Source organism: Rathayibacter sp. AY1G1 (assembly GCF_002932095.1).
Lineage (GTDB): Bacteria > Actinomycetota > Actinomycetes > Actinomycetales > Microbacteriaceae > Rathayibacter.
This window is the reverse complement of record NZ_PSUZ01000044.1, coordinates 1-13,752: the sequence shown is the minus strand read 5'-3', so window position 1 is coordinate 13,752 and position 13,752 is coordinate 1. Positions and strand designations below refer to the sequence as shown.

Here is a 13,752-nt window from a genome sequence, read left to right as displayed (position 1 = left end):
TCCGCGGCCGCTGCAGCGGGGGGCGGACGGCGGTGCCGGGGACTGTGCTCACCCCTGCATCCAAACAGGTCGGCCGCACGATCGGGGGTGCTCTCGGGGCCGGCGGCTCCGGGATCCGTCCCGATCGGCGTCGTCGCTGTGCTCGCCGCATCCGTGCCGTCCGGCTCCGCGGAGCCCGGCGGGGTCGTGCTCTGTCCTGTCATGCTGCGAGTCTCCCGTGCGCCCCACGGCCCGGACCATCGGGGGAACCCCTGATCCGACCCCGAGAGCACCCCCGATCGTGCGGCCGACCTGTTTGGATGCAGGGGTGAGCACAGTCCCCGGCACCGCCGTCCGCCCCCCGCTGCAGCGGCCGCGGACGATGCTGCTCGGCGGAGTGTGCACCGCGGTCGCCGACCACCTCGGCTGGAGCGTGCGGAGGACCCGCCTCCTGGCCGTCCTCACGACCGCGCTCGGCGGGGGCGGCGCGCTCCTCTACCTCTGGCTCTGGGCGCTGGTGCCCCTCGCGCCGCTCGACTCGCGCGACGCGGATCCGGCCGTCCGCCGCTCCGCTCCCGTGGCCGGCCTGCTGACCCTCGCCGCCGCCGTCGCGGCGCTCGCCGTGCTGATCACCGTCGACAGCGGCGACGACGCCGACATCACCCGCGCGCTCGTCGCCGTCGGCCTGCTCGCGGGAGGAGCCGTCGGCTGGAGCCTCGGGCTCGACCGCGGCGACGCCGTCCGCCCCGCCCGGTACGGCTCCGCGGTGCGCCTCGCCTCCTGCGCGCTGCTGGTGCTCGCCGGAGCGGCCGTGCTCACCGGCCGCCCGAGCGCCCTCAACGCGGTCCTCGCCGTGGGCGTGCTGCTGATCGCCGCCGGCGTGCTGGCCGCGCCCCGGGTGGTGACCCTCTGGTCCGAGCTGATGGGCGAGCGCGCCGCCCGCGTGCGCGAGGAGCAGCGGGCCGAGATCGCCGCGCACCTGCACGACTCCGTGCTGCAGACCCTCGCGCTCATCCAGAACCGCGCCGGAGCCTCGAGCGAGGTCGCCCGCATCGCCCGCGCCCAGGAGCGGGAGCTGCGCGACTGGCTGTTCGAGCGCGACGTCCCGGTCGCCAACGACCTGGCCGCCGAGGTCCGGGCGATCGCCGCCGCCGTCGAGCTCGACTACCCCGTGCACCTCGAGGTGGTGGCCGTCGGAGCGTCCGTCCCCGGCGCCGCCGCGCTCCTCGCCGCGACCCGCGAGGCCGTGCTGAACGCGGCCCGGCACGCGGGCGGCGACGTCTCGGTGTACCTCGAGTCCTCCGTGCAGGGCGTCGACGTGTTCGTGCGCGACCGCGGCCCCGGCGTCGTCCTCGACGAGGTGCCCGGGGACCGCCTCGGCATCCGCGAGTCGATCATCGGCCGGATGGCGCGCGCGGGCGGCAGCGCGACCGTGCGCCCCGGAGTCGGCGGCACCGGCACCGAGGTGCATCTGCGACTCCCCGCGGAGGTCGAGCGGTGACCCGCGTGCTGCTGGTCGACGACCACTCGATTTTCCGCTCCGGCCTGCGGGCCGACCTCGCCCCCGAGCTCGAGGTCGTCGGGGAGGCGGCCGACGTCGACTCCGCCGTCGGCCTGGTCGCCTCGCTCGCGCCCGAGGTGGTGCTGCTCGACGTGCACCTGCCGGGCGGTGCGGGCGGAGGCGGGGCCGAGGTGCTGCGGCGCAGCGCCGGGTCGTCGTCGCGCTTCCTGGCGCTCAGCGTCTCGGACGCCGCGGAGGACGTGGTCGGCGTGATCCGCGCCGGTGCCCGCGGCTACATCACCAAGGCCAGCTCCGGAGCCGAGGTCAGCCGGGCCGTGCTCGCGGTGGCGGGCGGGGACGCCGTGTTCTCGCCGCGCCTGGCCGGCTTCGTGCTCGACGCCTTCGGGGCGCTGGCGGGCGAGCAGGCGGAGTCGGGGGACGAGCTCGACCGGCTCTCGGCCCGCGAGCGCGAGGTGATGCGCCTGATCGCCCGCGGCTACGCCTACAAGGAGGCGGCCGCCGAGCTCTTCATCTCGGTCAAGACGGTCGAGTCCCACGTCTCCGCCGTCCTCCGCAAGCTGCAGCTCTCCTCCCGCTACGAGCTCACCGCCTGGGCCTCCGCGCGCCGCCTGCTCTGAGGCGCGCGCGAGCAGTCAACCCCGTCCCTCCTCCCGCTCCTGCCGTCCGACACTGTCGGGACCGAGAGGAAAGGACGACCCGATGGTGACCACCACCCCCGCTCTCCCGACCCTGGCCGAGCTCCTCCGCGACTCCCGGCCCGTGTCGCAGCTCTACGTCGACCTCGCGATCGACTCCGGGGATCCGCCGGACATCTCGCTCGAGCGCGCCACGTCCCTCGGAGACGAGCTCGCCCGCCAGGGTGCGCCCCAGGCCGACATCCGGGCCCTCACCGCTCTGCTCGAGGGGGCCGGGCGCCCCCAGGGCGGCTGCTGCCTCTTCGCGGTCGCCGTGGACGGGAGGGTCGTGCTGAACGAGGTGCTGCCGGGTCGGCCGGTCGCGCCCGAGGGCGTCTCCTACAGCCCGCTCCCGGACATCGTGCCGCTGCTGCAGCACCGGCCCGACCTGCGCGTCCTCGTCGTCGAGACCTCGCGGGACGGCGGCGAGATCCGCCTGCACCGCCTGGGCGCGCAGCGTCCCGAGGCCGAGCAGGCCGTGCAGGGCCGCACCGACACCCTCCACAAGGCGCAGGCCGGCGGCTGGCGGCACGACCGGTTCCACCACCACGCGGAGGAGATCTGGCGGCGCACGCAGGCCGAGCTCGCCGCCGCGGTGGACGAGCTCGTGCGCGTGCACCGGCCGTGCCTGCTGGTCGTCGCGGGGGACATCCACGCCCGGCAGCTGCTCGCGCAGCAGCTCTCGCCGAGCAGCGCCGCGATCCTGGCCGTCGAGCCCGTGAACACGCGGGCCGCCGGCAGCGAGGAGGGGGCGCTGGAGCGGTTCGTCGACGAGCAGCTCGACCGGATCCTGCTGCGCGAGAAGGAGGACGTGCTCGACGCCCTGCGCACCGGGGAGCCGCGCCGCACCGTCGAGTACTCGCTCGGCGCGATCGTCACCGCGCTGGCCTCAGCACAGGTCGAGACGCTGGTGCTCGACCCCGGCCGGCTGCGCGAGCGCGCTCTGCTGGCGCTCGCCGCGGAGCCGTGGGTCGCGTCGGCCCCGGAGGAGGCGCTGGGCGCCGAGGTGATCGACTCCGTCGACGCCGCCCTCGCGCTGGCCCGCGCCGCCGTGCTCACGGACGCGCGCGTGCTCGTCACCGACTCCCGCACCGCTCCGGAGGGGGTCGACGTGGTGACGCTGCCGCACGACGCCGACGCCGCGGCGATCCTCCGCTGGCGCTCCGGCCCGCCGGTCCCGGGGGCCTGAGCGGCGGGTCCCCGAGCGTGGCAGGGCCCGGGCCCCGATCCTGTGATCGGTCCCGGGCCCTGTCCGGCCTCACGCCTGCGGGTCGTCCTCGCCCTCGGCGGCCGCGCGGCGGCGCGCTCCGAGGCCGAGCGCGGTGGCGCCAGCGGCCAGGAGCGCGGTGGCGCCCGCGATCAGGCCGACGCTCTCGACTCCGGTCGAGGCCAGCCCGCCGCCCGAGCCGCTGACGGGCAGCGGGGTCGGCGTGCCGGTCGGCGCGGTCGTGGGCACCGGGGACGGAGCAACGGTGGGCGCCGCGGTCGGCCCGGCGGTCGGTGCCGTGGTGGGAGTCGCCGTGGGCGCGGTGGTCGGCGGGGTCGTCGGTGCCGTGGTCGGCCCGGCGGTCGGCGTCGGAGTCGGCGCCACCACCTGCGAGGCCGGCAGGATCTGCACGATGGTCGGACGCGGTGCCGCCACCGCTCCCGCCGCCGTCGATCCGTAGTCCGGGAAGAACGAGGTCGGCGCCTCGAAGGTGCCCTCCTCGCCCGGGTGCTGCACCGCCACGAACACGTGCTGGTCGAGGTCGTGGACGATCGGTCCGCAGGTCTCGGCGTCGCGGGGCACCGAGAGGAACTGCTCCACCCTGCCGCGCGTCGCGCCCTCGAGCGCGACCTTGAAGAGCCCGTCGTTGTAGCCGATGCCGCTCGGGGCGCCATCGGTCGAGATCCAGAGGTTCCCGACCGAGTCGAAGGCCAGGTTGTCCGGGCACGAGATCGGCGAGACCTGGTCCGCCGGGAAGCCGGAGAAGTAGACGACGTCGCCCTGCGCCTGGTCGCCGCAGAGCATCAGCAGGTTCCAGGTGAAGGTGCGGCCGGTCTGGTCGCCGCCGTCCTCGATGATCTCGACGATGTGGCCGTCGCGGTTCTCGGTGCGCGGGTTGACCTCGGTCGCTCCCTCCTTCGCGCCCTCGGTGCCGCGGGCGGAGTTGTTGGTGCAGGCCACGTAGATCCGGCCGCTGACCAGGCTGGGCTGCACGTCCTCGCAGCGGTCCATCTTGGTCGCGCCCGCGGCGTCCGCCGCCTGGCGGGTGTGGACGAGCACCTCGGCGACGCTCATCCCGGCGATCGTCGAGGCGCCGTTCAGCACCAGGGGCAGCCACTCGCCGATGCCGTCGAAGCCGCCGTCCGAGGGGACCGCCCCGGTGCCGGTGATCTCGGCCACGGGGGAGTCGCCGGTGAAGCGGGCGACGTAGAGGTCGCCCTCCTCCAGCAGGGTCTTGTTGTGGGCGCGGTCGCCCTCGATGTAGCGCTTCGTCGAGACGAACTTGTAGAGGTAGTCGAAGCGCTCGTCGTCCCCCTGGTACGCGACCACGCGGCCGTCCGGGGCGATGATGACGTTCGCGCCCTCGTGCTTGAGCCGGCCGAGCGCCGTGTGCTTCTTCGGCGTGGAGTCGGGGTCGAAGGGGTCGAACTCCACGATCCAGCCGAAGCGGTTCGGCTCGTTCTCGTAGCCCGGGGTGCGGGCGTCGAAGCGGGGGTCGTCGAGCTCCCAGAGGCGCGAGGTCTCGGAGTCGGCGAGGCCGTAGCGCTTCTCGGCGTCGCTCGTGCCGACGGCGCGGAAGTAGCCGTTGAAGTTCTCCTCGCCCGAGAGGATCGTGCCCCACGGCGTCGTGCCCCCGGAGCAGTTGCCGAGCGTGCCGAGCACGGTGCGGCCCTCGGGGTCGGCGACCGTCTTCAGCGGGTCGGTGCCGGCGGCGGCGCCGGTCACCTCGTAGGGGGTGTCGAGCAGGTAGCGGCGGTTGCGCTCGCCCCCGCGGACGTAGGCCCACGGGCGGTCGACCGCGGTGCGGACCAGCTCGACGACGCTGAGGCCGTGGGCGGCGCGGCCGACGGCGCGCACGCGCTCCGGCTCCGCCTCGAGCTGCGCGGCCGGGAACATGATGCTCTCGTTCGTGTACTCGTGGTTCACGACGAGCAGGGCGCGGAGGCGCTTCGAGCCCGGGATCTCGACGATGTCGGTGTAGTCGTTGTTGTAGCCGAACTGCGCGGCCTGGGCGGCCTCCGTCTGGTCGGCGATGTCGAAGGCGGGGCTGTCGGCGAAGAGCGGGTCGCCCCAGCGGATGATCGGCTGCCAGGCGAAGCCCTCGGGGACGGTGAACCGGTCGACCGTGTACGGCACCGGAGCGATCGGAGTGAAGGCGAGCGGCGAGCCGTCGGCCGCGGTCGCCACGGCCGCCTCGGCGGTGGGCGCTCCTCCGGCGGAGGCGACGGCGACGGTGACCGCGCCGGCCAGGCCGAGGCCGAGGGCGCTGCGGCGGGAGAGCTGCGACGAGACGATGTCGCGGAAGTAGCTGTTGTGCGACGTGTTGCAGGTCGCGGTGGAGCAGGCGTTGGCGCACTTCAGCGCGCAGGTGACGGGGCTGCGCTTGCCGCGCACGTGGCCGGCCATCGGGAGGAGGAGCGGGCGGCGGGCGGTGTCTGACATGGAGGTCCTTCGATCACGAGCAGGAGACGCGATCGAGGCAAGCAGGGGGAGGGGGCGCCGATGCCGCCGGGTGGAGGCTCCTCCCTGAACGGAACGTGAACGTTCTCACAAGAAGGTGAGGCTCACCTTCCCTCCCGGCGGCCCTCCGACCGCGCCTCCAGGACCGCCCCGACGTTCCCCGCGATCCACTCGACGACCGGCAGCAGACGCTCCGCCAGCTCCGCTCCCAGCGGCGTCAGCCGGTACTCGACGTGCGGCGGGACGACCGGCCGCGCCTCGCGGTGCACGAAGCCGTCCTCCTCCAGGATCCGCAACGTCTGAGCGAGCATCTTCTCGCTGATCCCGCCGATCCGGCGCCGCAGAGCGCCCCAGCGCAGCGTGCCCGGAGCGAGCGCCGCGAGCACCAGGACGCCCCACTTGCTGGTGACGTGGCCGAAGACCTCGCGGCTCGGGCAGTCGGCGGAGTAGACGTCCCCGGCGAGCAGGGGGGAGTCGGCGATCGTCATGGGTGCTCCTCGGGACAGGGGTGATGACAGTACTAACGAAATAGTGGGTACTGCATTCCGGGAAGCGGGAGGAGGATGCGCCGGTTGCACCCTCCTGGCGGCGGACCCCGCCCGCCCCACCCGTCAGGAAGGACCCCTCATGACCCTCGTCGTCACCGGAGCCACCGGCCACCTCGGCCGTCTCGCCGTCGAGCACCTGCTCGCCCGCGGCACCGCCGCCTCCGACATCGTCGCCACCGGCCGCGACGCCGCGAAGCTCGAGGCGCTCGCCGCCGACCTCGGCGTCCGCACCGCCGTCGCGGACTTCGACGACCCCGCCTCGCTCGACGACGCCTTCTCCGGCGCCGAGGCCGTCCTCCTCGTCTCGGGCTCCGAGGTCGGCAGGCGCGTCGCGCAGCACACCGCCGCGATCGACGCCGCCGTCCGCGCCGGCGCGCGCCTGGTCTACACGAGCGCCCCGAAGGCGACCACGAGCGCGCTCATCCTCGCCCCCGAGCACAAGGCCACGGAGGAGGCGATCGCCGCCAGCGGCGTCCCCGCCGTCGTCCTCCGCAACGGCTGGTACAACGAGAACTACGAGCAGACCGTCGCCGAGCTCGCCTCCACCGGCAGCACCCTCTCGAGCGCCGGCGAGGGCCGCGTCGCCAGCGCCGCGCGCACCGACTACGCCGAGGCCGCAGCGGTCGCCCTGACCGACCCGTCCCTGGTCGGCACCGTGCACGAGCTCTCCGGCGACACCGCCTGGCGCTTCGACGAGCTGGCCGCGATCGTCGCCGAGGTCGCCGGACGCGACGCCGCGATCAGCCACGTCTCCTCCGACGAGCACGCCCGCGTCCTCACCGGCGCCGGCGTCCCCGAGGGCGGAGTCGGCTTCGTCGTCGGCCTCGACGCGAACATCGCCGATGGCCTCCTCGGCGGGACCGACGGCTCGCTCGCCCGCCTGATCGGCCGGCCGACCACGCCGATCCGCGCGTACGTCGAGGAGCAGCTCGGGCGCTGACGCTCCGGCGTCCCCGTCGGCCGGGTCCGGCTCGCAGGAGCACCCCGCTCCCGCGAGCCGGACGGTGGCGCGCCCGGCCTCCCGCGGCGCCGCGCCGGTCACTCCCTTCCGCGGCTCCGCGCCCGCCCTCCGCGGCTCCGCGCCCGACCCGCCGCACCTCGCGCCACCGTGTCGGCGCCCCGACGTAGGCTGTCCGCCATGACCTCGACGACGCCTCGCTCCGGTATCGACCGCTCCGAACTCGACCCCGCGACGCGCCCGCAGGACGACCTCTACCGGCACGTCAACGGGCTCTGGATCGACCGCACCGAGATCCCCGCCGACAAGGCGCGCTACGGCTCCTTCCACGTGCTCCAGGAGGAGGCGGAGAAGGCCGTGCGCGACATCATCGTCGAGGCGCAGACCGCGCAGCACGGCACCGAGGAGCGCCTGTTCGGCGACCTCTACGCCTCCTTCATGGACGAGGAGCGGGCCGAGGAGCTCGGCGCCGCCCCGATCGCCGACGACCTCGCCGCCGTGCAGCGGGTCGACTCGATCCCCGGCCTGCTCCGCGCGGTCGGCGCCTTCGAGCGCACCGGCGTCCCCGGGCTCTTCGGCCTCTTCGTCGACAACGACCCGGGCAGCCCCGAGCGCTACCTCGTCTTCGTCAACCAGGGCGGGCTCGGCCTGCCGGACGAGAGCTACTACCGCGAGGAGGAGTTCGCCTCCGTCCGCGAGGCCTACACGCCGTTCGTCGCGCGGATGCTGGCGCTGGCCGGCATCGACGCCGCCGAGGCCCGCGCCGAGCGCATCGTCGCCCTCGAGACCGACCTGGCCGCCGCGCACTGGGACAAGGTCCGCAGCCGCGACAGCCAGGCGACCTACAACCTCCGCTCCTGGTCCGAGGTCGAGGAGCTCGCCGCGGGCGTCGACCTCGGCGTCTGGCTCACCGCGATGGGCGCTCCGGAGGGGGCGCTCGCCGAGGTGGTCGTCCGCCAGCCGAGCTTCCTCCAGGGCCTCGCGGGCCTGCTCACCGAGGACCGGCTCCCGGCCTGGCGCGACTGGCTGTCCTGGCAGGTGATCCGCGGAGCCGCGGCCTACCTGTCCAGCGGCTTCGTCGACGCCAACTTCGACTTCTACGGCCGCACCCTCACCGGCACCCCGCAGAAGCGGGAGCGCTGGAAGCGCGCCGTCTCGCTCGTCGAGGGCTCGCTCGGAGAGGCGGTCGGCCGCACCTACGTCGCCCGCCACTTCCCCGAGACGGCGAAGGCCGCGATGGACGTGCTGGTCGCGAACCTCATCGAGGCGTACCGCCGCTCCATCGTCGACCTGGAGTGGATGAGCCCCGCCACCCGCGAGCGCGCGCTCGAGAAGCTCGCGAAGTTCACGCCCAAGATCGGCTACCCGGTGCGCTGGCGCGACTACTCCGCCCTCTCGATCGACCCGGCCGACCTGCTCGGCAACGCCCGCCGCGTGGCCGAGTTCGAGTTCGCCCGCGAGCTCGGCAAGATCGGCCGCCCGCTCGATCGCGACGAGTGGTTCATGACCCCGCAGACGATCAACGCGTACTACAACCCGGGCTTCAACGAGATCGTCTTCCCCGCCGCGATCCTGCAGTTCCCCTTCTTCGACGAGGCCCGCGACCCCGCCGCGAACTACGGAGCGATCGGCGCCGTCATCGGCCACGAGATCGGCCACGGCTTCGACGATCAGGGCTCGCGCTTCGACGGCGACGGCCGCCTCACCGACTGGTGGACCGAGGAGGACCGGGCCGCGTTCGAGGAGCGGACGAAGGCGCTCATCGCGCAGTACGACGCGCTCGCTCCCGCGACCACGCCCGGGCACCACGTGAACGGCGCCCTGACCATCGGCGAGAACATCGGCGACCTCGGCGGCCTCGGCATCGCCTGGAAGGCGTACCTGCTCTCGCTGGACGGCGAGGAGCCGCCCGTCGTGGACGGCTTGACCGGCGCCGAGCGCTTCTTCCTCTCCTGGGCGCAGGCCTGGCAGCAGAAGTCCCGCGACGAGGAGACGATCCGCCTCCTCGCCATCGATCCGCACGCTCCGGCCGAGTTCCGCTGCAACCAGATCGTCCGGAACATCGACGAGTTCTACGCTACTTTTGACGTCTCCGAAGGCGACGCCCTCTGGCTCTCCCCGAGCGAGCGCGTCACCATCTGGTAGTCGCCGCCGACCACCTCCGCACCACGGACGAGGAGGCCCGGGCATCGAGAGCCGACCGATGCAGCGGGGTCGTCCGCCGATCGCGCGTCCTGCCGGCGCGTGAGGACCCCGGTCCCCCTCCGCACGACCGCACTCCCGACCCGTAGAGGGGCCGTACCCGTGGTGATCCCCACCAGCGAGACCCGCCGTGAGAGCCGACGCAACCGCCGGGGGCGCCACAAGGGCGGCGGCGACCGCGAGAACTTCCAGCGCGGCTTCGACGCCCTCGGACGTCTCGCGATCGACGGGGTCGTCGTCTCGGCGCGCGCCGTCGACCTGGCGACCGGCCGCACCCTGTTCGCGGTCGACGACTCCGTCTCGATGCCCACCGCCTCCCTCGGCACCGTCGTGCTGCTGATCGAGGTCGCCGCCCGGCTGGCGAACGAGCCGCAGGAGAACCTGCGCCTGGTCGACCGGACCGCGGCGGACGCGGTCTCGGGCTCCGGGCTCTGGCAGCACCTCCAGGTGCCGTCGATGCCGATCGCCGACCTCGCCGCCCTCGTCGGGGCCTCCAGCGACAACCTCGCGACCAACGTCCTGCTGCGCCGCGTCGGTCTCGACGCCGTGCGCGAGCGGGCCGAGGCGCTCGGCCTCTCCCGCACCGCCCTGCTCGACGTCGTGCGCGACGAGCGCGGCCCGGACGACGCGCCGCAGCTCTCGATCGGCTCCGCGCGCGAGCTGACCTGGCTGCTCGCCACCCTCGCGAACGGCGAGATCGTCGACGCCGCCGTGAGCTCGCGGGTGATCGGCTGGCTCTCGCTCGGCACCGACCTCTCGATGGTCGCCGCCTCGTTCGGGCTCGACCCGCTCGCGCACCGCCACCCCGACCACGGCGTCCTGCTCGTCAACGCGACCGGCACCGACGTCGGCGTCCGCGCCGAGGCGGGCGTCCTCCGCGGCCCGCGCGCCGGAGTCGCCTACGCGGTCGCCACCCAGTTCGACGACACGACCCTGCACTACCGCCTCGCGGTGCTGGAGGGCATGCGCACCCTCGGAGCCGACCTGCTCGAGTACGTGCACTGACGGCTGCCGGGGCGGAGGCTCCTCCGGAGCAGGCCGACCCCGCGGGGCCCCTCGGGTGCCCCGTCAAGTCCGTGACCGGCTCCGGGGGCGCGACCTAGGCTGCCCGCAGCGGCGCCGCCTCCCGGGCGCACCGCGGAGAGGGAACCATGAGCAGCTTCGGCTTCGACGCCCCCGAGGACGTCACCGACACCACCCGCCCCGACGGCGACTCCCTGCCGGTCCCGCCGGAGGACCCGGCCGAGATCGACGACCCCGAGTCGATCGACGAGGCGCTCGACCAGGGCGCCGACGCCCGCCTCGGCGACGACCAGGACCCGCCGGAGCACCCCTTCATCCCGTCGCCCAGCTGATCGGCCGGCCGGGCGCCCCAGCGGCGCCCGGCCTCCTCCGACCTGGCTGCTCCTCCGAGCCGACTACTCCTTCGACCCCGGCTTCAGGCGGCTCGCGAGGCGCTTGATCGGGTGGGCGGGCTCGCGCTCCGCCGGATCCTCGACCTCGAGGCCGTAGAACGTGCCGATGTCGCCGACGAACGCCTTGCGGCGGGCCTTGTCGTACGCGCGGATCTCGCGGCGGAAGGCGATCACCGTCGCGACGCACATCAGGATCATCACGACGCTGAACGGCAGGGCCGAGAGGATCGCCGCGGTCTGCAGGGCGTCGAGGCCGCCGGCGACCAGGAGCGACAGGGCGAGCAGCGCGGTCGCGACGGCGAAGAACACGCGGATGCGGTTGCGCGGCTCCGGCTCGCCGCCGGTCGCGATCATCGACATCACCAGCGCTCCGGAGTCAGCGGAGGTCACGAAGAAGACGCCGATCAGGAGGATCGCGCCGATCGTCAGCACCGAGCCCGCGGGCAGTCCCTGCAGCATCGAGAAGAGCGCCAGGTTGGTGTCGACCGAGCCGTCGGCGCCGACGAGGCCGCCGGCGCCGTAGAGCTCCCGGTAGATGGCCGTGCCGCCGAGGACGCTGAACCAGAGGAAGGTCATGATCGTCGGCACGAGCAGCACGCCGCCGACGAACTCGCGGACCGTCCGGCCCTTCGAGACGCGGGCGATGAAGATGCCGACGAACGGCGCCCACGACATCCACCAGCCCCAGTAGAACGTGGTCCACGAGGCCTGCCACTGCTCGCCCTCGCGGCCGGCGTAGGCGCTGACCGTGAAGGTCAGGCCGATGAAGTTCTGCAGGTAGTTGCCGAGCGACTGCACGAACTCGCGGAGGAGGAACTGGGTCGGGCCGGCGACGAGCACGAAGACGAGGAGCGCGGCGGCGAGCAGCAGGTTGCCGGTCGAGAGCCACTTCATGCCCTTGCCCACGCCTGAGATCAGCGAGAAGACGGTCAGGCCCGTGACCACGGCGATGACCACGATCTGCACGGTGAGCGACGACTCCACGATGCCGCTCGCCTCCAGGCCCGCCGAGATCTGGGTGACGCCCAGGCCGAGCGAGGTCGCGACTCCGAACATGGTGCCGACCAGGGCGACCACGTCGATCGCGTTGCCCCAGCCGCCGCGGACCCGGCGGCCCAGCAGCGGCTCCAGGGCCCAGCGGATCGACACCGGCCGCTTGCGGCGGTGGATCGCGTACGCGAGGGCGAGGCCGACCACCACGTAGATGGACCAGGCGTGGACGCCCCAGTGCAGGTAGGTCTGCGAGATCGCGCTCTGCGCGAGCTGCGTCTCGGTGCCGGTGACGCCCGGGCGCGGAGTGGCGAAGTGGGTGAGCGGCTCCGCGACGCCGTAGAAGACGAGGCCGATGCCCATGCCGGCGGCGAAGAGGAGCGAGATCCAGGCGAGCATCGAGAACTCGGGCTCGTCGTCGTCGGCGCCGAGCTTGATGTCGCCGAAGCGGCTCACGCCCATCCAGATGGCGAAGGCCACGAAGACCGCGGCGATCAGCACGTAGTACCAGCTGAACGTGTTGACGACGGTGGTCTGCAGCGTCGAGAACACGGAGGTCGCGGCGTCGGGCGCGAGGATCGCGAAGGCCGCGATCGACAGCGTGAGGACGGCGGCGGGCCAGAAGACCCACCGTGCGAGGCGGTGCGGAGGGGCGGTCGTGCCCGCGGTGGCGGGGGCGGTGTCCGGGGAGGACGGGTGCTCGGACATGGGGTCCTCTCGTCGGCGGCAACCGTCCACGGTACACGGGGGCCCGTCGGCGGCCCCGGCCGGGGGAGCCGGGCTGGCATGATCCGGCCCCGGTGCGGGAGGCTGGACCCGTGCAGTTCAGAGTCTTCACCGAACCCCAGCAGGGCGCGAGCTACGAGGACCTCCTCGCCGTCGCGCAGGCCGCCGAGAGCCTCGGCTACGACGGCTTCTTCCGCTCCGACCACTACCTCCGGATGGGGGACGGCGACCCCGGCGTGGGCCCGTCCGACGCGTGGACGACGCTCGCCGGCCTCGCCCGCGAGACCGAGCGGATCGCGCTCGGCACCCTCGTCTCCTCCGTCACCTACCGGCCGCCGGGGATCCTCGCGATCCAGGTCGCCCAGGTCGACGCGATGTCCGGGGGCCGTGCCGAGCTCGGCCTCGGCACCGGCTGGTTCGAGGAGGAGCACGCCGCGTACGGCATCCCCTTCCCTCCGCGCCGCTTCGACCTCCTCGAGGAGCAGCTCGAGATCGTGACCGGCCTGTGGTCGACGCCGGTCGGCGAGCGCTACTCCTTCGCCGGCGAGCACTACACGCTGACCGACTCCCCTGCCCTGCCCAAGCCCGCCCGCCTGCCGCTGCCGGTGATCGTCGGTGGCGGCGGCCCCAAGCGGACCCCGGCGCTCGCGGCGCGGTTCGCGAGCGAGTTCAACCTGCCCTTTCCCGAGTTCGACGCGATCCCGGGGGCCTTCGAGCGCGTCGACGAGGCGTGCCGGGCGATCGGGCGCGAGCCCTCGTCGCTGGTGCACTCGGTCGCGCTGATCGCGGTCGGCGGAGGGGACGAGGCGGAGTTCACGCGTCGTGCGGCGGCGATCGGCCGCGAGCCCGCCGAGCTGCGCGAGCACGGAGTGGCCGGCGGCGTCGACGAGGCGGTCGACCGCCTCGAGTCCCTCCGCGAGGCCGGCTGCGAGCGCGTCTACCTGCAGTTCATGGACCTGCAGGACCTCGACCACCTCGACTTCTTCGCCCGGGAGGTCCTGCCGCGCCTGTCGGCGTAGGGCGGGCGCCGCTGCTGACTCTGCTCCGACCGTCCAGAAGTCGTCGCACTCG

Annotated in this window: 11 protein-coding genes; 8 read left to right on the top strand and 3 right to left on the bottom strand. The window is 73.9% G+C overall.

Annotated elements, in window-relative coordinates; all coding sequences use genetic code 11:
* The first annotated feature begins 307 nt into the window (after positions 1-307).
* The 3 genes from C5C36_RS16765 (at position 308) to C5C36_RS16755 (ending at position 3,364) form a co-directional block, all read left to right on the top strand.
* Complete coding sequence (locus tag C5C36_RS16765) at positions 308-1,480, top strand: sensor histidine kinase (protein ID WP_104222840.1); 1,173 nt, start codon at positions 308-310, stop codon at positions 1,478-1,480.
* A complete protein-coding gene (locus C5C36_RS16760) occupies positions 1,477-2,118 on the top strand; it encodes a response regulator transcription factor (protein ID WP_104222839.1) in 642 nt (213 codons plus the stop codon). The genes C5C36_RS16765 and C5C36_RS16760 overlap by 4 nt, the downstream gene beginning before the upstream one ends.
* An 82-nt stretch (positions 2,119-2,200) precedes the next feature.
* Entirely contained in the window at positions 2,201-3,364 is a 1,164-nt protein-coding gene (locus tag C5C36_RS16755) for a Vms1/Ankzf1 family peptidyl-tRNA hydrolase (protein WP_104310084.1), read from the top strand.
* A gap of 69 nt (positions 3,365-3,433) precedes the next feature.
* Here C5C36_RS16755 and C5C36_RS16750 read toward each other — a convergent pair whose 3' ends face one another.
* Complete coding sequence (locus tag C5C36_RS16750) at positions 3,434-5,824, bottom strand: PhoX family phosphatase (protein WP_104310083.1); 2,391 nt, start codon at positions 5,822-5,824, stop codon at positions 3,434-3,436.
* Between the two features lie 122 nt (positions 5,825-5,946).
* The gene (locus C5C36_RS16745) at positions 5,947-6,330 is read right to left on the bottom strand and encodes a helix-turn-helix domain-containing protein (protein WP_104256663.1); all 384 of its coding nucleotides are present in this window, start codon (positions 6,328-6,330) and stop codon (positions 5,947-5,949) included.
* A 139-nt stretch (positions 6,331-6,469) separates the two neighbouring features.
* Between C5C36_RS16745 and C5C36_RS16740 the strand changes: the two genes are divergently transcribed.
* The 4 genes from C5C36_RS16740 (at position 6,470) to C5C36_RS16725 (ending at position 10,905) form a co-directional block, all read left to right on the top strand.
* The gene (locus C5C36_RS16740) at positions 6,470-7,330 is read left to right on the top strand and encodes an NmrA family NAD(P)-binding protein (RefSeq protein ID WP_104310082.1); all 861 of its coding nucleotides are present in this window, start codon (positions 6,470-6,472) and stop codon (positions 7,328-7,330) included.
* Between the two features lie 198 nt (positions 7,331-7,528).
* Positions 7,529-9,493 (top strand): M13 family metallopeptidase, encoded by a 1,965-nt coding sequence (locus C5C36_RS16735; RefSeq protein WP_104222834.1) that lies wholly within the window; start codon positions 7,529-7,531, stop codon positions 9,491-9,493.
* A 159-nt stretch (positions 9,494-9,652) separates the two neighbouring features.
* Positions 9,653-10,555: a serine hydrolase gene (locus tag C5C36_RS16730; RefSeq protein WP_104222833.1), complete on the top strand. Its 903-nt coding sequence runs from the start codon at positions 9,653-9,655 to the stop codon at positions 10,553-10,555.
* Between the two features lie 146 nt (positions 10,556-10,701).
* Positions 10,702-10,905, top strand: coding sequence for a hypothetical protein (locus C5C36_RS16725; protein WP_104222832.1), 204 nt, complete (start codon positions 10,702-10,704; stop codon positions 10,903-10,905).
* A 63-nt stretch (positions 10,906-10,968) separates the two neighbouring features.
* Here the strand turns inward: C5C36_RS16725 and C5C36_RS16720 are convergent, their stop codons facing one another.
* Positions 10,969-12,663, bottom strand: a complete 1,695-nt coding sequence (locus tag C5C36_RS16720) for a BCCT family transporter (protein WP_104310081.1) — start codon at positions 12,661-12,663, stop codon at positions 10,969-10,971.
* Between the two features lie 110 nt (positions 12,664-12,773).
* Here C5C36_RS16720 and C5C36_RS16715 point away from each other — a divergent pair, with 110 nt between their 5' ends.
* Complete coding sequence (locus C5C36_RS16715) at positions 12,774-13,700, top strand: LLM class F420-dependent oxidoreductase (RefSeq protein ID WP_104234367.1); 927 nt, start codon at positions 12,774-12,776, stop codon at positions 13,698-13,700.
* Positions 13,701-13,752: the final 52 nt, after the last annotated feature.

Excerpts from the sequence above, each read along its gene's own strand:
- C5C36_RS16755 (WP_104310084.1), top strand. The coding sequence starts at position 2,201 with ATGGTGACCACCACCCCCGCTCTCCCGACCCTGGCCGAGCTCCTCCGC.
- C5C36_RS16750 (WP_104310083.1), bottom strand. The coding sequence starts at position 5,824 with ATGTCAGACACCGCCCGCCGCCCGCTCCTCCTCCCGATGGCCGGCCAC.
- C5C36_RS16745 (WP_104256663.1), bottom strand. The coding sequence starts at position 6,330 with ATGACGATCGCCGACTCCCCCCTGCTCGCCGGGGACGTCTACTCCGCC.
- C5C36_RS16740 (WP_104310082.1), top strand. The coding sequence starts at position 6,470 with ATGACCCTCGTCGTCACCGGAGCCACCGGCCACCTCGGCCGTCTCGCC.
- C5C36_RS16735 (WP_104222834.1), top strand. The coding sequence starts at position 7,529 with ATGACCTCGACGACGCCTCGCTCCGGTATCGACCGCTCCGAACTCGAC.
- C5C36_RS16725 (WP_104222832.1), top strand. The coding sequence starts at position 10,702 with ATGAGCAGCTTCGGCTTCGACGCCCCCGAGGACGTCACCGACACCACC.
- C5C36_RS16720 (WP_104310081.1), bottom strand. The coding sequence starts at position 12,663 with ATGTCCGAGCACCCGTCCTCCCCGGACACCGCCCCCGCCACCGCGGGC.